Annotated in this window: 14 protein-coding genes; 6 read left to right on the plus strand and 8 right to left on the minus strand. The window is 72.4% G+C overall.

Annotated features, from left to right (window positions below; genetic code table 11):
* The first annotated feature begins 5 nt into the window (after positions 1 to 5).
* Positions 6 to 1,655, plus strand: a complete 1,650-nt coding sequence (locus PYR91_RS00600; protein ID WP_279776853.1) for a DUF6350 family protein — start codon at positions 6 to 8, stop codon at positions 1,653 to 1,655.
* On the opposite strand, the gene PYR91_RS00605 is transcribed toward PYR91_RS00600, so the two are convergent.
* Positions 1,631 to 1,924 carry a UBP-type zinc finger domain-containing protein gene (locus tag PYR91_RS00605; RefSeq protein ID WP_279776854.1) on the minus strand — a complete coding sequence of 98 codons (294 nt, stop codon included), beginning with the start codon at positions 1,922 to 1,924 and terminating at the stop codon, positions 1,631 to 1,633. The two genes, PYR91_RS00600 and PYR91_RS00605, sit on opposite strands and share 25 nt — an antisense overlap.
* A 131-nt stretch (positions 1,925 to 2,055) precedes the next feature.
* Positions 2,056 to 2,463, minus strand: coding sequence for a hypothetical protein (locus tag PYR91_RS00610; RefSeq protein WP_279776855.1), 408 nt, complete (start codon positions 2,461 to 2,463; stop codon positions 2,056 to 2,058).
* An 83-nt stretch (positions 2,464 to 2,546) separates the two neighbouring features.
* On the opposite strand from PYR91_RS00610, the gene purN reads away from it, so the two are divergent.
* The 3 genes from purN (at position 2,547) to PYR91_RS00625 (ending at position 7,808) form a co-directional block, all read left to right on the plus strand.
* Complete coding sequence (purN, locus tag PYR91_RS00615) at positions 2,547 to 3,224, plus strand: phosphoribosylglycinamide formyltransferase (RefSeq protein ID WP_279777089.1); 678 nt, start codon at positions 2,547 to 2,549, stop codon at positions 3,222 to 3,224.
* Entirely contained in the window at positions 3,221 to 4,768 is a 1,548-nt protein-coding gene (purH, locus tag PYR91_RS00620; RefSeq protein ID WP_279776856.1) for a bifunctional phosphoribosylaminoimidazolecarboxamide formyltransferase/IMP cyclohydrolase, read from the plus strand. Before purN ends, purH begins: the two co-directional genes overlap by 4 nt.
* 814 nt (positions 4,769 to 5,582) lie before the next feature.
* Positions 5,583 to 7,808, plus strand: coding sequence for a M4 family metallopeptidase (locus PYR91_RS00625; RefSeq protein WP_279776857.1), 2,226 nt, complete (start codon positions 5,583 to 5,585; stop codon positions 7,806 to 7,808).
* Positions 7,809 to 7,968: 160 nt separating this feature from the next.
* Here the strand turns inward: PYR91_RS00625 and PYR91_RS00630 are convergent, their stop codons facing one another.
* Positions 7,969 to 10,785 (minus strand): LuxR family transcriptional regulator, encoded by a 2,817-nt coding sequence (locus tag PYR91_RS00630; protein WP_279776858.1) that lies wholly within the window; start codon positions 10,783 to 10,785, stop codon positions 7,969 to 7,971.
* Positions 10,786 to 10,963: 178 nt separating this feature from the next.
* Here PYR91_RS00630 and PYR91_RS00635 point away from each other — a divergent pair, with 178 nt between their 5' ends.
* Positions 10,964 to 11,596: an NYN domain-containing protein gene (locus tag PYR91_RS00635; RefSeq protein ID WP_279776859.1), complete on the plus strand. Its 633-nt coding sequence runs from the start codon at positions 10,964 to 10,966 to the stop codon at positions 11,594 to 11,596.
* Between the two features lie 143 nt (positions 11,597 to 11,739).
* On the opposite strand, the gene PYR91_RS00640 is transcribed toward PYR91_RS00635, so the two are convergent.
* Positions 11,740 to 12,441 (minus strand): alpha/beta hydrolase, encoded by a 702-nt coding sequence (locus PYR91_RS00640; protein WP_279776861.1) that lies wholly within the window; start codon positions 12,439 to 12,441, stop codon positions 11,740 to 11,742.
* 390 nt (positions 12,442 to 12,831) lie between these two features.
* Here PYR91_RS00640 and PYR91_RS00645 point away from each other — a divergent pair, with 390 nt between their 5' ends.
* On the plus strand, positions 12,832 to 14,865 hold the full coding sequence (locus PYR91_RS00645; RefSeq protein ID WP_279776862.1) for a glycosyl hydrolase family 28-related protein: 2,034 nt from the start codon (positions 12,832 to 12,834) through the stop codon (positions 14,863 to 14,865).
* Between the two features lie 77 nt (positions 14,866 to 14,942).
* Here PYR91_RS00645 and PYR91_RS00650 read toward each other — a convergent pair whose 3' ends face one another.
* The 4 genes from PYR91_RS00650 to PYR91_RS00665 all read right to left on the minus strand — a co-directional run bounded on the left by PYR91_RS00650 (position 14,943) and on the right by PYR91_RS00665 (position 17,527).
* The gene (locus tag PYR91_RS00650; protein ID WP_279776864.1) at positions 14,943 to 15,494 is read right to left on the minus strand and encodes a Uma2 family endonuclease; all 552 of its coding nucleotides are present in this window, start codon (positions 15,492 to 15,494) and stop codon (positions 14,943 to 14,945) included.
* 174 nt (positions 15,495 to 15,668) lie between these two features.
* Positions 15,669 to 16,541 carry an LLM class flavin-dependent oxidoreductase gene (locus PYR91_RS00655; RefSeq protein WP_279776867.1) on the minus strand — a complete coding sequence of 291 codons (873 nt, stop codon included), beginning with the start codon at positions 16,539 to 16,541 and terminating at the stop codon, positions 15,669 to 15,671.
* Entirely contained in the window at positions 16,538 to 17,002 is a 465-nt protein-coding gene (locus tag PYR91_RS00660) for a MarR family transcriptional regulator (protein ID WP_279776868.1), read from the minus strand. The genes PYR91_RS00655 and PYR91_RS00660 overlap by 4 nt, the downstream gene beginning before the upstream one ends.
* A gap of 3 nt (positions 17,003 to 17,005) precedes the next feature.
* Entirely contained in the window at positions 17,006 to 17,527 is a 522-nt protein-coding gene (locus PYR91_RS00665; protein WP_279776869.1) for a hemerythrin domain-containing protein, read from the minus strand.
* Positions 17,528 to 17,695: the final 168 nt, after the last annotated feature.

A 17,695-nucleotide genomic window follows, 5' to 3' on the forward strand; every position in this document is an offset into this window, starting at 1 on the left:
CTACTGTGACGGCCCTTTTCGACCAGCTCCGGGCGGCCCCCCGCTCCGTGCTCAGCCGCATCCCCCTCACCGGCGCGGGTGACGACGACGAGGCGCGCCGTCCGCTACCCGTCTCCGGGATGCTCGCCGCCGCCTGGACCCTCGGCGTCGGCATCGCCGTCCTGACCACCATCACGCTGATCGGCTGGATCGCCGCGCCGCGCGGGGCGTTCGGCCAGGGCATCCCCGGCGTGTTCCGGGCCGCCTGCCAGGTGTGGCTCGCCGCCCACCACGCGGGCTTCGCGATCCCCGGCGGCCGCATCGGCCTGCTCCCGCTGGGCCTGATGGTGCTGCCCGCCACCCTGCTGTACCGCGTCGCGCTGTGGATGGCCCGCGACGCCGACCTGCGCCTGCGCCTGCCCGCCCGGCTGCCGAAGGGCAGCACCAAGGACCTCGCCAACGCCCGCCGCCGCGCCCAGCTCGTGCTCATCGCCCAGGCGGGCATCTCGCTGGCGGCGCCGTACGCCCTGCTGGCGGGCGTCATCGCGCTCGTCGCCCGCAACAACCTCACCCAGCCGTTCGTCGGCGAGGCGCTGGTGAGCCACTTCCTGCTGGCGTTCGTCGCCGGTTCGGCCGCCACCGCCCGCACCATCGGCCCCTGGCGGTCGATGGTGCGGCTGATCCCGCAGCGGCCGAGGTCGGTGGTCGCCGGCACCGGGGTCGCGCTGCTGACGCTGCTGGGTGGCGGGCTGGTGCTCGTCCTGGTGGCGGTCGCCACGAACCTGGAGCAGATCCAGCGGCTGTCGGAGCCGCTGGCCCCGGGCTTCGTCGGCGGGCTGCTCCTGCTGCTGGTGCAGGGGCTCTACCTGCCGAACTTCGTCGTCTGGGGCATGTCCTACCTCAGCGGCCCGGGTTTCGCGCTCGGCACCGGCACGCTGGTCGCGCCCACCGGCGTCCAGCTCGGCACGATGCCCGCCCTGCCGGTGCTGGGCGCGCTGCCCGGGTCGGGGGTGACGTCCCCGTGGCTGATGAGCGTGCTGGCGCTGCCGTTCCTCGCGGGCGCGATCGCCGGGGTGGTGGTGGCGCGGGTCGCCCCCACGCCGCAATTCGAGTCGGCGCCGCTGTGGGGCTTCGTCTGCGGCCTGGCCACCGGCCTGTCGGCGGGGCTGCTGGCCGCGCTCGCGAGCGGCCCGCTCGGCGGGGCCCGCCTGTCGGCGGTGGGGCCGTCGGCCTGGGAGGTGGCGCTCTCGGTGGCGCTTGAGGTCGGCGTCGCCGCCGGCATCTCGGCCGGGCTGGCCAACTGGTGGCTGATGTACCGCGGCGCCCGCGCCCCCGCCCCCGTGTGGAGGGCCGGTGAGGCGATCGTCAAGGCTGCGGCCAAGGTCAAGCCGGCCGCCGCGCCCGCCGGCGGCCTTCCCGGCCACTGGATGGACGCCACGGAGGCCGACACCCAGCCCATCCCGGTGGTCCGGGCCGACTGGAGCGACGAGCACGCCTCGGCCGTGGAGACGTTCGACCCGGCGCCCGGCCCGCGGAGGGCGGCGGCGTCCCGGGCGGCGGCCGGCAGGGCCGGGGCCCCAGGCGCCGGGACGCGCCGCGACATCGTCGACGAGACCGACGACCGCGGCGGTCACGTCATCTACGTGGACCCCTACGCGTGGGACCGCGATCCCTGACCGCTGGGCGACGGCTCCAGCAGCAGTTGGTCGGGGTAGCACCACGCCCAGTCCTCGCCGGGCTCGAAGGACTCGGCGAGGGGGTGGGCCTCGGTGGCGTAGTGGCCGCTGGCGTGCCGGTTCGGCGAGGAGTCGCAGCAGCCGACGTGCCCGCAGGTGAGGCAGGTGCGCAGGTGGACCCAGCGTGACCCCATGGCGAGGCACTCGTCGCAGCCGATCGGGTTGCTGGGCTGCACGTCTTTGACCAGTTCGAGGTGGTTGCAGGTCACAGGTATCTCCTTGAGCTTCACGGGCGGATGCGGGGACGCTCGCGCGTCCCCGGGCGAGGTGCCAGGGCCCGACATCGACATGTCTGCTTACCAGCAGAGATATGTCCGTTGTTGCTGGTTACATTCCCTGGTCAGGGTGCGAAGGGCAGGCGCAGGCTGTTCGGCGGGATGAACGGGAGCTTGCGCTCCATCGCCCGTTCGAGCTCGCTCAGGCACACCTGCTGGGACGTGGTGGTGCCCGCGCCCTTCATGCACTCGGTGTACCGGGTCAGCTCGCCGCCGAAGTAGCTCTGGAACCACGTGACCGCGGCCGCCAGCACGATGGACACCACGGAGACGAGGAACCCCGTGATGGGCATGATGATCGGCATGCGCCTGCTCGACAGCGCACGCCACGCGCGCACGCTCACGACCGCCGCGACGACCCCCAGGGCCAGCCCCATGACCGGCACCAGCATGGTCAGCGCCAGGGCGCCGATGGAGAGCAACAGCGCCCGGCGCCCGATCTCGACCCCCGATGTCTCGGCGGGTGGTAGCACCTGACCTCCTCTGCGTCGTGGAGCGAGAGCGGGCCGATACGCTGACAGCCGTACCCGTCAACATCGCCCGAAGGAGAGCAGCCCTGTCGGCTCGGCTCGTGGTCCTCGTCTCCGGTTCGGGGACCAACCTACAGGCCCTCATCGACGCCGCCGCTGATGAGGCATACGGTGCCCGCATCGTCGCGGGCGGCGCCGACCGCGACGGCATCGAGGGCCTGGCGCGGGCCCGCCGCGCGGGGATCCCCACCTTCGTCGTCCGGCTGGCCGACCACCCCGCCCGGGCCGCCTGGGACGAGGCGCTGCGGGCGGCCATCGCCGCCCACGAGCCCGACCTCGTGGTCTCCGCGGGTTTCATGAAGATCCTCGGCGCCGGGGTGCTGGCCGCCCACCCCGTCGTCAACACCCACCCGGCGCTGCTGCCGTCCTTCCCCGGCGCCCACGCGGTCAAGGACGCTCTGGCGTACGGCGTCCGGGTGACCGGCTGCACGGTGCACCTGGTCGACGCGGGCGTGGACACCGGCCCCGTCATCGCCCAGACGGCGGTGGACGTGGAGGATGGGGACGACGAGGGGTCGCTGCACGAACGCATCAAGATCGTGGAGCGCGGCCTGCTCGTCGAGGTCGTCGGCCGCATGGCGCGCGAGGGCTGGGCCGTCAGCGGCCGTCACGTCCGCCTCGGCCACCGGCCCAACGGAGAGTCGCGACCTCCGGGTCGTCACGAAAGCACGGACGGTCCGGATACAGGGAGGAGCACGAAGTGACCCGCATCGCCATCCGGCGCGCGCTGATCACGGTTTATGACAAGTCCGGGCTGGAGGAGCTGGCCCGGGCTCTGGACGCCGCCGGCGTCGAGATCGTGTCCACGGGCGGCACGGCGTCGAAGATCGCCTCGTTCGGTGTGCCGGTGACCCCGGTGGAGTCGCTGACCGGCTTCCCCGAGTGCCTCGGCGGCCGGGTCAAGACCCTGCACCCGCGCGTCCACGCGGGCCTGCTGGCCGACGGGGCCAACCCCTCCCACGTCAAGCAGCTCGAAGAGCTGGAGATCGAGCCGTTCCAGCTCGTCGTCGTCAACCTGTACCCGTTCCAGCAGACGGTCGCCTCCGGCGCCTCCCCGGACGAGTGCGTGGAGCAGATCGACATCGGCGGCCCCGCCATGATCCGCGCGGCGGCCAAGAACCACGGCACCGTCGCCGTGGTCGTCGACCCGCGCGGGTACGGCCAGGCGCTCACCGCGATCGCCGAGGGCGGCTTCACCGAGCAGGAGCGCCGCCGGCTCGCCGCGACGGCCTACGCGCACACCGCGTCGTACGACACGGCGGTGGCCTCCTGGTTCGCCAACGTCTACGCCCCCGAGGAGGACACCGCCTGGCCGTCCTTCATGGGCGCCTCCTGGGAGCGCCGCGCCGTGCTGCGGTACGGCGAGAACCCCCACCAGCGGGCCGCGCTGTACTCCGGCGGAACCGACGGCCTGGCCAACGCCGAGCAGCTGCACGGCAAGGAGATGTCCTACAACAACTACGTCGACGCCGACGCCGCCTGGCGCGCCGCGTGGGACTTCGACGAGCCCGCCGTCGCGATCATCAAGCACGCCAACCCGTGCGGGGTGGCGGTCGGCGCGGACGTCGCCGAGGCGCACCGCAAGGCGCACGCCTGCGACCCGGTGTCGGCGTACGGCGGCGTGATCGCCGTGAACGGCGAGGTCACCGCCGAGCTCGCCGAGCAGATCGCCCCGGTCTTCACCGAGGTGGTGGTCGCGCCCTCCTTCGCCCCCGAGGCGCTGGAGGTGCTGACCGCCAAGAAGAACATCCGGCTGCTGCGCTGCCCGTCGGGCCCGTCGAACGCCGCCGAGTTCCGCCGCGTGGACGGCGGCCTGCTGGCCCAGACCGTCGACCGGGTGGACGCGCCCGGCGACGACCCGTCCTCGTGGGAGCTCAAGGTGGGCGACCCCGCCTCCCCGGAGGTCCTCGCCGATCTCGCGTTCGCCTGGAAGGCATGCCGCTCGGTGAAGTCCAACGCGATCCTGCTGGCCGCCGGCGGCGCCACCGTGGGCGTGGGCATGGGCCAGGTCAACCGCGTCGACTCCGCGCGCCTGGCCGTGGCGCGCGCCGGCGACCGCGCGGCCGGCTCGGTGGGGGCGTCCGACGCGTTCTTCCCGTTCGCCGACGGCCTCGACGTGCTCGTCGAGGCCGGGGTGAAGGCGATCGTCGAGCCGGGCGGCTCCGTCCGCGACGAGGAGGTCGTCGAGGCCGCCGCCAAGGCGGGGATCACCCTGTACTTCACCGGCACCCGCCACTTCTTCCACTAGAGCCGCGCGGGGGGACGGCGGCGCCTGCCGCCGCCCCGCGTGCCGCCGCCCCGCGTGCCGCCGCCCCGCGTGCCGCGGGGCCGCCGGGGTGCGGCGTTCGGGAGTAGTACGCGGCACGCCGGGGCGTCACCCGCCGCCGCCCGGCCTGGGCGGGGTGTGGAGCCGGGCGAGCACCGGCGGCACCCGGCGGCCGTCCGCCTTCACGCTGCTCACCCCGTGCGCGGAGCGCTTTCACGGCCCTCACCCCGCGCGGAGCGCTTTCACGTTGCTCACCGCGCCCAGAGCGCTTCAACGCCGCTCACCCCGCACGGAGCGCTTCCACGTTGCTCACCGCGCCCAGAGCGCTGCCACGGCGCTCACCCGGTGCGCGGAGCGCGATCGGACCCGGGTGTGCCGCCCCCCGCCCCCGCCCCCGCCGGGTGAGTGACCCACACCGCGGACGTTCGCCGTACCGACAGGTGCCTATCCCGCTTTTTCCGTACACATACGGATGTCACTACGGATGTTCAACCACTGAGGGCGGTTCTAGCGTCACGGCAGGCCGGTTCACCCGTCCCCTTCGCCCCAGGAAGGAGCGCCCGCACGTGACCTCTCCCGACTCACCGCCGTAGCGGCTTTCCGGCTCTCGGGTAAGTCCCGCCGGATGACCGGGCCCTCTCCCTGGCCCGTGACGGCGCCAGCACCACTCGTTTCTCTTCTCTCACCACCCCCCGATCCCACCGTGCCCGCCGACGGACCCCCTCCGCGGCGAGGCCGCCGCACCCCGCACACCCCGGCGGAACGCGGCGTGGGAGGCAGAGAAAGGAAGACGCCCATGAGGCGCAGAGCACTCCTGATGGCGGCAGCCGTCGTCACCACCGTCGCCGTGGTGGCACCGGCCACTCCCGCGGCCGCCAAACCACCGCCCGGCGCCGAACGCGTGCAGGCCACCATGGCCGACCCGCCGCAGGCCGCGGCGCTGGCCGCCGACCGCGCCGTCGCGAGCGGCCTCGACGACCTTCGCAAGGGCCCGAGCGAGAGCTACCGGCGCACCGGCGTGAACTCCGGCACCGGCGGCATGTTCTACGTCACCTACGAGCGCTCCTACAAGGGCCTGCCCGTGGTCGGCGGCGACGCGGTCGTCGTCACCGACGGAAGCGGCAACGTTCGCGACACCACGGCGGCCTCCGGCGCCATCGCCGACGGCGTGCCGACCGCGCCCACCGTCACCGCCGAGCGCGCCACCGAGACGGCGAAGACCCGGCTGGCACGGGTCGACGACACCGCCGCGCCGCGCCTGGTCGTCCTGGCCTGGGGCGCTCAGCCGCGCCTGGCCTGGGAGGCGACGGTCTCCGGCATCGCCGCCGGCAAGCCCAGCATCCAGCACGTGTTCGTCGACGCGCGCACCGGCGAGATCGCCGACGCCTACGACGACGTGCGGGCCGGCACCGGCACCGGCTTCTACAACGGCCAGGTCACCATCGCCACCAGCGGGTCCGGCTCCTCGTACTCGATGACCGACCCCACCCGCACCGGCGTGCGCTGCGGCGGGCAGAACGGCTCGGCGTACACCGGCACGGACGACGTCTGGGGGACCGGCTCCGGGACCAACCTGGAGACCGCGTGTGTGGACGCGCTCTACGCCGCCCAGCGCGAGTGGGACATGCTTCGCGACTGGCTCGGCCGCAACGGCTTCAACGGCAACGGCGGCGGCTTCCCCGCCCGCGTCGGGCTGTCCGACGTCAACGCGTACTGGAACGGCAGCTACACCAACTTCGGCCGCTCGCAGGACGGCGCCCGCCAGGCCACGCCGATCGACGTCGTCGCCCACGAGTACGGCCACGCCATCTTCCAGACCACGCCCGGCGGCGCGGGGTCCGGCAACGAGAACGGCGGCATGAACGAGGCCGCGGGCGACGTGTTCGGCGCGCTGACCGAGGCGTTCACCAACAACCCGAACGACCCGCCGGACTACCAGGTCGGCGAGGAGGTCAACCTGGTCGGCGACGGCCCCATCCGGTACATGTACCAGCCGTCCCTCGCCGGTGACCCCAACTGCTGGTCCACGTCCATCCCGAGCACCGAGGTGCACGCGGCGGCCGGGCCGTTCAACCACTGGTTCTACCTGCTGGCCGAGGGCTCCTCGCCCGGCGGCGGCAAGCCGAACAGCCCCATCTGCTCCGGCGGGCCGTCCTCGGTGACCGGCATCGGCATCCAGAAGGCCGGACGGATCTTCATGGGCGCGCTGCTGCGCAAGACCTCCTCCTGGCGGTACGCCAACGCCCGCTCGGCGTCCCTCGCCGCGGCGGTCGAGCTGTACGGCGCGGCCAGCGTCGAGTGCGCCACCACGAAGGCCGCCTGGAACGCCGTGAGCGTTCCGGTGCAGTCGGGCGAGCCGACCTGCAACGCGTCGGGCAACGACTTCTCCCTGTCGCTGAGCCCGACCGCCGGTTCGGTACAGCCGGGCCAGTCGACCACCGCCACGGTCGGCACCGCGACCACCTCGGGCAGCGCGCAGACGGTCACCCTGTCGGCGTCCGGCCTGCCCTCGGGCGCCACGGCCAGCTTCAGCCCGGCCTCGGTGTCCTCGGGCTCCTCGTCCACGCTGACGATCAGCACCAGCTCCTCCACCCCGACCGGCACCTACACCGTGACGGTCACCGGCTCGGCCACCTCCGGCTCGCACACGGCGACCTACTCGCTGACGGTCGGCACCTCCGGCACGCGGACCTTCCGCAACGACACCAACTACACGATCAACGACCTGAGCACCGTCACCAGCCCGGTCACCTCCACCGCGACCGGCACCGCGACGTCCCCCGTGCGCGTCACCGTGACGATCTCCCACACCTGCGCGGAGGACCTGCGAATCCGCCTGCGCGGCCCGAGCGGCACCTGGTACACGCTCGACACCGCCGGCGGCTCAAGCTGCACCTCCTACGGCACCAGGAACTACACGGCCACCGTCAGCCAGCAGGCCGCCGGCACCTGGACCCTTGAGGTCTACGACGCCTACCGCCTCGACACCGGCTTCCTGGACTCCTGGAGCATCACCGTCTAACCGCCTGACCGTCTGCCCCGCCCAAGGGCGCGAGCACGACCCCGACCCCCGGGACCACCGCCCCACGGTCCCGGGGGTCCCTCATGCCCCCACCGCGGTATGGACCGCCGAGGGTCGCCCTGAAGAAGCGCGCCGAAGGCACCATGGGCGGCGGGTGGGGTCAGGCGGGGGGTGCTACCTGGGTGCGGGAGCGGACGCCCAGTTTGCGCAGGACGGTGGCGACGTGGCTCTCGACCGTGCGGGTCGACAGGAAGAGGACGTCGGCGATCTCGCGGTTGGTGCGGCCCAGGGAGACGAGGCGGGCCACCTCCGTCTCGCGCTGGGACAGGGCGCCGGCGGTTCGCGCGCGGGCGCGGGGGACCTGGTGTTCCAGGCCGATGTCCCTCAGGACGCGGCGGCAGCGGGCGGCGTCGTGGGTGGCGCCGAGCCGGCCGAAGCGCTCGGCCAGCTCGGCGAAGGCCGGCGGGGCGCCGCCGTCGCCCAGGGCGAGCCTGGCGCGTGCCTCGCACTCGCCCGCCCTGGCCGCCGCGTACGGCTGGGGCAGCGCGGCGTACGCCCGGCGGGCTCGGCCGAAGGAGCAGGCGGCGTCGGCGTGCCGTTGCTCGGCGGCGGCCAGCGCGCCCCTGGCGGCGTCCAGGGCGGCGTGCGCGGCGGGCGCGACGCGGCCGGCGATGCCCCGGGCGTAGTCGGCCACCAGCCCGGCCGCCGCCCGCACGCGCCCGGCGCAGGCCAGGGCGGTGACGGCGGACGGCACCAGGTGCGCCCCCCACACCCACACGCCCTTGCGCCGCAGCCGGGCCGCCGCCCGTTCGGCCTCCACGACCGCGCCGTCCATCGCGCCGCGCGCCAGGTGCAGGTCGATCAGCCCTCCCGCCGCGGCCAGCATGATCGGGACGTACCGGGTGTCGGGCGCGTCCATGCCCGCGCTGTGGAAGTGCTTGACGGCCTCCGCCCACTCGCCCGTCGCCAGGGCAAGCCCTCCCAGCACCAGCCAGACGTCCATCGCGATCAGCGGCGTCTCGGTGGCCAGCCCGCCCAGGGTGGCCGCGCGGGCGCCGAGGGACTCCCACCGCCCGGTCAGCCAGTCTCTGCGCACCGTGGACACGTCCAGCAGGTAGGCCGGGTACTCCGCCCCGGTCTCCAGGGCGAGCCGTCTGCCCTCCTCGGCGAACCGCTCGGCGGCGGCGTAGAGGCCGAGTGTGGTCGCCGAGTCGTGCAGGTTGCAGTACGCCCGCGCCACCTCGCGCCGGACGCCCGCGCGCGGGTCGTCCACCGGCAGCCTGGCGGCGATCGCGAACGCCTCCGGGGAGCCGGTCGTCATCTCCAGGGAGGCCCGGTTGGCCAGCACCGCGACCGCCAGCTCCGGCGTGTCGGCGCCCACCACCAGCGCCTCGGCGCGGGCCATCCACGTCCGGTGCTCCGCCAGCGACTCGGTGCCCCACTCGGGCATGGCCAGGCTGGCCCAGCCACGGGCCGCCTGTGTCGGGCGGTCGCTCAGCTCGGCGAGCGCCGCCCTGATCTCCGACCGCCCGGCGGCGGTGTCGCCCGCCTGGTTGGACAGCACGACGCCGAGGTTCAGCCGCGCCTCGCCGCGCGCGTCGGGGGACAGGAACCCGTCGCGCAGCACGTGGCGCAGCAGCCGCACCACCCGCTGGTAGGACAGGCCGGTCGCGGCGAAGCGGCTCAGCGTCAGCGCGAGCGGCCCGCGCTCGGACGCCGGCAGCCCGGGGTCGTCCAGCATGCCGCCGATCACCTCGATGGCCAGGGCGGTGTCGCCCAGCGCCGCGGCCTGGTGGGCGGCGGCCGTGCCGTGCCGCAGCCAGGCCTCGACGTCCCCGGCCTGCCGGGCATGGAACGCGAGCTGGACCAGGGGCGGCGCGTCCGTCTCGCCGAGCGCGGCCATCGCCCGCTCGTGCGCCGAACGGCGGTCGGGGCCGGGGATGGCGTCGTAGACCGCCTGCTGGGCCAGCGCGTGGCGGAAGCCGTACCGGTCGCCGGGGTGCTCGTGCAGCACCCCGGCGCGCAGCGCCTCGCCCAGCCCCGCGGGGTGGCCGCCCACGGCGGCGATCAGCCGCTCGGCAGCCGGGAGCCGCAGCACCGCGGCCGCGTGCACGGCGCTCACCCCCGCCTCCGACAGGGACGTCATGCGCTCGGCCATCGCCTCGCGCAGAAGCGCCGGCACGCCCGCGCGGTCGAGGGCGTCGGGCTCCTCCGCCTCGGCCAGTGACCGGACGACCTCCTCGACCACGAACGGGATGCCCGCCGTGCGCTCGTGCAGCCGGGCGACGAAGCGAGCGGGCAGGTCGGAGCGCTCCAGGAGCGCGCCCGCCAGGCTGCCCACGTCGGAGACGTCCAGCGGCGCCAACGGGAGCACCATGTGCGTGGTGTCGGGCTGATGGCGGTATGCCCGGCCCAGCAGGGCGGGGGCGGCGTCGTGGCTCTCCCGCCGGTACGTCACCACCAGCGCCAGCCCGGCGGGCGGCTGGTGGGCCAGGAAGCGCAGCAGGTCGCGGGTGCCGTCGTCGGCCCAGTGCAGATCCTCCAGCACCAGCACCGCGGGCCCGACGGCGGCGAGCAGCGCGCGGATGGCCCGGAACACCCGATGCCGCTCGGCGCGCGGATCGTCCAGCGGCTGTGGCGCCGGGGGCAACGCCCCGCCCAGCTCGGGAAGGTAGCCGCGAAGCGCGCCGGTCACGGGGTTGAGCTCCCGGGCCACGGGTAACCGGCCCTCGATGTCGCGCAGCGCCTCGAACACCGGCCCGTACGGGAAGGGCTCGCGGATCTGGTGGCAGTAGCCGAGCAGGACGGTGCGGTCGCCGGAGGGAAGGCGCCCGAGCGCCGCCCGGACCAGCCTGGTCTTCCCGATGCCCGCCTCGCCCTCGACCAGCACGACCGCCGGAGGACGTGTCATCGCGTCGACCAGCGAGCGAAGCTCAGAGGCGCGACCGACCACGGCGGGCGAGGACACGCTGCTCATCCACAGCTCCAAGGTACGGCTGGCAGGAACCCCAGCCACAGTTATCCTCGCCCCGCCGCCCAGGGTCAACCCTCACACGTAACAGGCATGTTGCGGGTCCAGTCAACCCCGCACACCCCAGGCGAATTCCGAATGCTCAGCAGCCGTATGACACGCGGAGTGACGGTATGTTTACTCTGTGATTACCAACGTTTACGTGGACGGGTTCAACCTGTACTACGGCTGCCTGAAGGGAACGCCGTACAAATGGCTCGACCTAGAGGCGCTCGCCGTGCGGTTGCTCCCGCATAACCGGATCAATCGCATTCGCTACTACACCGCGTGCATAGCTCCGCGTGAGGAGGATCCGGCCCAGCACCTTCGCCAGGAACTCTATCTCCGGGCCTTGGCGGCCAATCCGGTGGTGAGCATTCACCTCGGCCGTTTCCAGGTCACGACGGCCCGCATGCGACTGGCCCGCCCCCCGGTCACCGGCCCCAAGACCGCGGAGGTCCTCAAGGTCGAGGAGAAGGGCTCGGACGTGAACCTCGCCACCCACCTCCTCGCCGACGCCTTCAGAAAGGACTGCCGGGCGGCGGTGGTGATCAGTAATGACGCCGACCTGGCCGAGCCCGTTCGTCTCGTATGCCACGAACTCCGACTGCCGGTGGGAATCGTCAATCCACACCGTGTCCACCGGCGTAGCGTAAGCCTGGAAAGGGTGTCTCCCACGTTTTTCCGGCAGATCCGCCCTAGCGTACTGAAAGCCTGTCAGCTTCCCGAGAAGGTGATGGACGGGCAAGGCGCGATCTGTCGTCCAGAAAGCTGGTAGAAAAAATGCAAGGCCCCGCCCGAGGGCGGGGCCTGCTCCCACAAGCGCGTGGCCGGTGGGGCGATTGGTTCTAGTAAACCGTTTCGCAGCGTGTCTGTCAACTCACTTGGGGTGAGCGGTCGGGGCTCCTGAATGCACGGCCTTCAGGAGCCCCTTCGGGGCACCTGGGCACGGTAGGCCTCCAGGCGGTCGGCGAGTTCGCGGGGGCGCGACAGCATGGGGAGGTGGCCGGCGGCGATCTCGTCGGGGACGATGCCCAGGCGGTCGCGGACGACGCGGCGCATGAAGGCGGGCGGGAAGAAGAGATCCTCCGAGCAGAGCAGGAACCTGGTCGGCACGTCGGGCCAGGCGTCCAGCGGCCAGGGCTTCTCCATCGGGGTGCCCGACTGGTCGCGGGGCCTGCTTCTCAACCCCGCGGCGAGCTCCGGCGGCACGTCGTTGTAGAACAGCTCGTCGAAGTCGTCGCTCTCGTACGCACCGGTGTCGTCGCGCTCACGGTGCTCGCGCATCGCCTCCTGGTAGCCGGTGTTGGCCCACCAGTCGCCCGGCGGCTCGCCCGGGAGGGGCGGCATCGCCTGCAGCATCACCAGCAGGTCGACCGGCAGGCGCGCGCAGACCAGCGGGCCGGTGAACCCGCCCAGCGAGTGGGCGACCACGATCAGGCCGGTGCGGTCGCCGACGGCGGCGACCGCCGTGTCGACGTACTCGGGCAGCCCCGCTGCGTCGTCGTCGCACGGCAGGTCGACCGCGACGACGTCGTGACCGCGATCGCGTAGTTCGCCTTCGAGCAGGTGCCAGTACCAGGGGCCGCATCCGGCGCCGGGAATCAGGACATAGGTCGCCATGCTCAGCGCTCCCCGTGACGAAGCGCGCGGAACGGCAGGCCCCGGGATTCCGGCTGATAATCGAACATACGATCGATCCTAACGCAGTGCCGCGCGCGGGGGCGGCGGGTCGGGCGTTCTCGCGGCCTGTCCTGGCGCCGTTCCCGGCGCCCTCGCCGTCCGCCCTCTGTGACGCGGACTGGTCCGCGCCTTGCGTGAGCCCGCAACGACTCGTGACGCTACTTGCAAGAATTTACGGTCCACTCGCAGCTAAAGAACAAGGTTACGAAACTATTTCGCAGGAGCCTTGTGGAACGAGGCACGAGAGTCCTACTGTCACCTCACTCTCATGGCGTTTGCTCCGCCTCGAGCGTCTTCAGATGTTCACCCCCCGAGAGAAACGAGCATTCGATGTCACGGAGCATCACAGGAGCTGGGGCGAGGTGGCCGAGAAGGGCCGCGGCGACGCTCGCGGCGGCGGCCCTCGGTCTCGGGGTCGCGCCCGCCGGCCCGGCCGTCGCCGAGACGGGCGCGAAGCGCGCCGCGGCGCCCGTCGTGACGCGCGCCGGCCTCGACCCGTCGCTCGTCGCCGGCCGGGGGGCGAGCGTCAGGTTCCTGGAGCAGGAGGCGGAGAACGCCGCGACGAACGGCACGGTGATCGGCCCCGACCGCAGCGCCTACACGCTGCCCGCGGAGGCGTCCGGCCGCAAGGCGGTCAGGCTGACGCCGGGCCAGCACGTCGAGTTCACCCTGCCGGCCGCGGCCAACGCGATCACCGTGCGCTACAGCATCCCGGACGCCCCGGACGGCGGCGGCATCACCGCGCCGCTCAACGTCACGGTGAACGGCGCCGGCAAGAAGACCATGACGCTGACGTCGCAGTACGCCTGGCTGTACAACCAGTATCCGTTCTCGAACGACCCGAACGCCGACCTGCTGCACCCCGACTGGTGGATCACCGAGTGCGCCTGCGTGCCCAGCGCCACGACGCCGGCCCCGGTGATCACCAAGCCCTTCCGCCCGAACCACTTCTACGACGAGCAGCGTCTGCTGCTCGGCAAGACCTACCGCGCGGGTGACAAGGTGCGGCTCACGGTCCCCGCCGGCAGCAACGCCGCCTGGACGGTGGTCGACCTGCTCGACTCCGAGCTCGTCGGCGCGCCGCACGTGCGGCTCGTCGCCGCCAACGTGCTCGCGTTCGGCGCCGACCCGTCCGGCCGGCGCGACTCGGCGGGCGCGATCGACAAGGCGATCGCCTTCGCCAAGCGCAGCCGCCTCAAGGTCTACATCCCGCCGGGCACCTACCAGGTGAACCGCCACATCATCGTCGACGACGTGACGATCGAGGGCGCGGGCAACTGGTACACGATCATCAAGGGCCGCGAGGTCGCCCTGCCCGCCCCGGCGCCCGACGGCTCGGTGCACACCGGCGTCGGCTTCTACGGCAGGGACGCCGCCGACGGCGGCAGCCGCGACGTCCACCTCTCAGGCTTCGCGATCGAGGGCGACGTCCGCGAGCGCGTCGACACCGACCAGGTGAACGGCGTCGGCGGGGCGATGAGCGACTCCACGATCGACGGCCTGTACATCCGCCACACCAAGGTGGGCCTGTGGTTCGACGGGCCGATGAGCAACGTGCGGGTCACGAACAACATCATCGTCGACCAGGTCGCCGACGCCCTCAACTTCCACACCGGCGTCACCGACTCGGTCGTGGCCGGCAACTTCGTCCGCAACACCGGCGACGACGGCCTGGCCATGTGGTCGGACAAGACCGCCAACGCCCGAAACACCTTCGACCGCAACACCGTGCAGTCGCCGGTCCTCGCCAACGGCATCGCCATATACGGCGGCACCGACAACACCGTCTCGGGCAACCTGGTCGCCGACCCGGTCCGCGAGGGCAGCGCCATCCAGGTGGGCTCCCGCTTCGGCGCCGAGGCGTTCACCGGCGGCATGGGGATCAGGAACAACACGACGGTCCGGTCCGGCACGTACGAGCTGAACTGGAACATCGGCCTGGGGGCCATCTGGTTCTACGCGCTGGAGAAGAACATCGAGGCGAACATCCAGGTGGTCGGCAACCACTTCCTCGACAACACCTACAACGCGATCATGCTGGTCAGCGAGTGGGGCGTGAAGGACCTGTACTCGATCTCCAACGTCCACTTCAAGGACATCAGGGTCGACGGCACCGGAACCTCGGTGGTCAGCGCCCGCGTGAAGGGCTCCGCCACCTTCGAGAACGTGGACGCCCGCAACGTCGGCGCCGTGGGCGTCAACAACTGCGGCGCGTTCAACTTCCCGCCCACCGGCTCGGAGTTCTCGTTGACCGACCTCGGCGGCAACGACGGCGGCTGGCTCGCCCCGTGGCTGCTCCCCAACACCATCACGTGCGACGACCGCCCCCCGGTCGTCCCCCCGCCCGTCCCGTCCACCTGGTAAACGCTCAGCTAGGCCGTCCACCCGCCACCCCGACCGATCGGCTGCCCGGCAGAGCCCGGGCGGCCGATCACGGCGGCTCAGAGCCTCTCGATCTCCGTGAGATCGATGTCGATCTCGAAGGGCACTGTGAGCTGCAGCTTGTCGTGGTAGATGCCCATCGGGACGTACACCAGAGTGGCGGGGTCGAGTTCGTACACGTAGACCGTCGCCCGGTCGGCGTCCTGCTCCACCCGCCAGAAATGCCGAATCCCCGCTTTCGCGTACAGCTGCGGCTTGCGTTCCCGGTCGCGGATCTCGGAATCGGGGGTGACGACCTCGATCGCGATGACGACATCGGCCGCCTGGTACGCCGTGACCATCGGCCCCAGATCGGCTGTCGCACGGATGACGACCACGTCAGGCTGCGGACATTGCCGAGGCCCCAGGGCGACGCTCATCTCCCGGCGGAGCCGCAAGTCCTCTGGCAGGTTTCTGCGTAGTCCGTTCTCCAGAACGTAAAGCAACAGTGTGTGGAAGGAGGCTTGTGGGCTCACGAACACCAAGCTTCCATCGAGCAACTGTGTGTGTGCGGGCAAATCCGGAAAGTGGTCGAGGTCGCCGGCGGTGAAGCCCTCCGGCGGAGGTCTCAACCATCCGGCGCGTGCCGTTCTGTAGTGGTTTCGCTCCGGACTGTCATGGCTTCACGCTAGCAACAACGTCGGCTTCAGCCGGCGGGTTCGGCGGCATGTGTCCGGCGTCGTCGGACGCGTGAATCTCCCGGTCGGCCCCGGTTCCGCCGGGGGCCCGGCTGAGCGCTCCCGGGATCAGGCGGTGTGGAGGGCTGCGCGGACGGCGGGGGCCACCTCTTCGGCGAAGAGGCGGGACTGGCGTTCGCGGTCGCGGCCGGGCCAGTAGACGAAGGTGTTCATGCCGTAGGTGGTGTACAGGGTGGCTAGGGTCTCCACCCACAGTTCGGCGGGGCCGTTGAACATGTCGCGGCCGGCGGGGTCGATGAGGCCCATCACGTTGTAGAGGCGGACGATGCGGGACGGGTCGCGGCCGGCCTGCTCGGCCGACTCGGTGATCAGGTCGTTCAGCTCGGGGAGCCGCTGCGGGGGGACGTACGGGGCCGAGACCGACCAGCCGTCGGCCTTGGCGCCGACGAGACGCGCGGAGCGGGGGCCGGTGACGCCCAGCCAGACGCCGATGTCGTGGGCCGGCCTCGGGCCCGGCTTGACCCCGGGCAGCGTGTAGTGCTCTCCCTCGTAGGCGAAGGGCTCGCCCTTCCAGCTCGCCCGCAGGACGTCGATCGCCTCCGAGAGCGCGGCCCGCGCCTGCCCGGTGGTGCGCGCGGGCCCGCCCATGCCGTTGATCGCGTCGGCGAACGCGCCCGAGCCCAGGCCTAGCTCGAACCGGCCGCCGGAGAGGGCGTCCACCGTGGCCGCCTGCTTGGCGAGCATCGCGGGCGGGCGCAGCGGGAGGTTGGCGACGTTGGTGAAGAACCGCACGTTCGACGTCCTGGCGGCCAGCCAGGTGACGAGCGTGAAGGTGTCGTAGAAGCCGCCGTTGTAGGGGTGGTCCTGGACGCCGGCGTACTCGATGCCGGTCTCGTCGGCGATCTTGCTGATGCGTTCGGCGAACGCCAGGCCGCCCACGTTGGGGTCGACGTTGAGGCCGAACTGGACGGGTCGGGTCATGAGCCTTTCCTCTGGTCTGGCGGCGTGGCGATGCGGTCGAGCATCGCGGTGAGGCTGTCGTGCTCGGCGGGGGAGAGCTGGTCGAGCAGCGCGTCCTGGATCGTGCGCGAGTGCACCGGGACGGCGCGGCGGAACAGCTCGCGACCGGCGTCGGTGATGGCGACGAGCACCCCCCGCCCGTCGGCGGGGTCGGGCTCCCTGCGCAGCAGGCCCTGCTGCTCCAGCCTGATGATCATGCGGCTGAGGGACGGCTGCGTCAGCCGCACCGCCGGGAGCAGGTCGGCCGGCCGCAGTTCGGGCGGCTCCGCCTGCTCCAGCCGGAGCAGCACCTCGAACTCGTTGATGCTCAGCCCGCAGGCCCGCGTCAGCGCCGTGCCGAGGCGCTCGGTGATCAGCGCGTGCGCCGCGGTCAGCGCGGACCAGGCGCGGGCGCAGGCGTAGAGGTCGGTGTGGTCGGCCATGCCTCAGTGTCCAGGGATGTGCGTCATCGTGCGCAGGGTGCCGGAGATCTGCTCCTCCTCGTACCGCAGGTGGGCGAGCAGGTCGGCGGCGAGAGCCCGCAGCCCGCGGCCGAGGCGGTCGCGGTTGGCGGGGGAGTCGTCCCGGTAGAGCCCGTCGGCCGCGGCCTCGACCTCGTCGAGCTGGTCGGACACCTTCAGGTGGTCGGCCTCCAGCTGATCGACGACCGGGCCGAGCGCCGGGTTGCGCTCCCGCAGGGCCGGGAACAGCGACTTGCTCTCCAGCCGGTGGTGCAGGTGGACGAAGTTGCAGTACTGCAGGCAGTTGACGCGCAGCTGCCACAGGGGGCCGTTGGTGGCCAGCGACCGGAGCCCTTGGCGCACCTCGCTCGGCGGCAGGCCGTCGACCACCTGCTCGGCCATGGTGCTGACGGTACGCAGATCGCGTCTGATCATGTCGTGGACCCAGGTGAGCTGTGCCACCAGTGCCTCGCCCGCCGGGTTGGGAGCCCCAGAGTGTTGATACATGCGCATGTATATATCTTACAACAGTGGTGAGGCGCGACGGGACACGGGGGTTCGTGGGCGCCCCCGGGACCTCGGGACACGCCTAATATCGGCACGTGGAATGCCACCTACGGCGCCGGCCGGGCCTGTGAGGTGCGCCGGCCCGGCCGGGCCGCCGAAGCGGAGCGC

Origin of the sequence: Sphaerisporangium sp. TRM90804 (genome assembly GCF_029846175.1) — a bacterium.
Lineage (GTDB): Bacteria > Actinomycetota > Actinomycetes > Streptosporangiales > Streptosporangiaceae > Sphaerisporangium.

What these genes read in the sequence shown, in the direction of transcription:
- PYR91_RS00625 (WP_279776857.1), top strand. Translation starts at nt 5,583, where the DNA reads ATGAGGCGCAGAGCACTCCTGATGGCGGCAGCCGTCGTCACCACCGTC.
- PYR91_RS00630 (WP_279776858.1), bottom strand. Translation starts at nt 10,785, where the DNA reads ATGAGCAGCGTGTCCTCGCCCGCCGTGGTCGGTCGCGCCTCTGAGCTT.
- PYR91_RS00640 (WP_279776861.1), bottom strand. Translation starts at nt 12,441, where the DNA reads ATGGCGACCTATGTCCTGATTCCCGGCGCCGGATGCGGCCCCTGGTAC.
- PYR91_RS00645 (WP_279776862.1), top strand. Translation starts at nt 12,832, where the DNA reads ATGTCACGGAGCATCACAGGAGCTGGGGCGAGGTGGCCGAGAAGGGCC.
- PYR91_RS00655 (WP_279776867.1), bottom strand. Translation starts at nt 16,541, where the DNA reads ATGACCCGACCCGTCCAGTTCGGCCTCAACGTCGACCCCAACGTGGGC.
- PYR91_RS00660 (WP_279776868.1), bottom strand. Translation starts at nt 17,002, where the DNA reads ATGGCCGACCACACCGACCTCTACGCCTGCGCCCGCGCCTGGTCCGCG.
- PYR91_RS00665 (WP_279776869.1), bottom strand. Translation starts at nt 17,527, where the DNA reads ATGTATCAACACTCTGGGGCTCCCAACCCGGCGGGCGAGGCACTGGTG.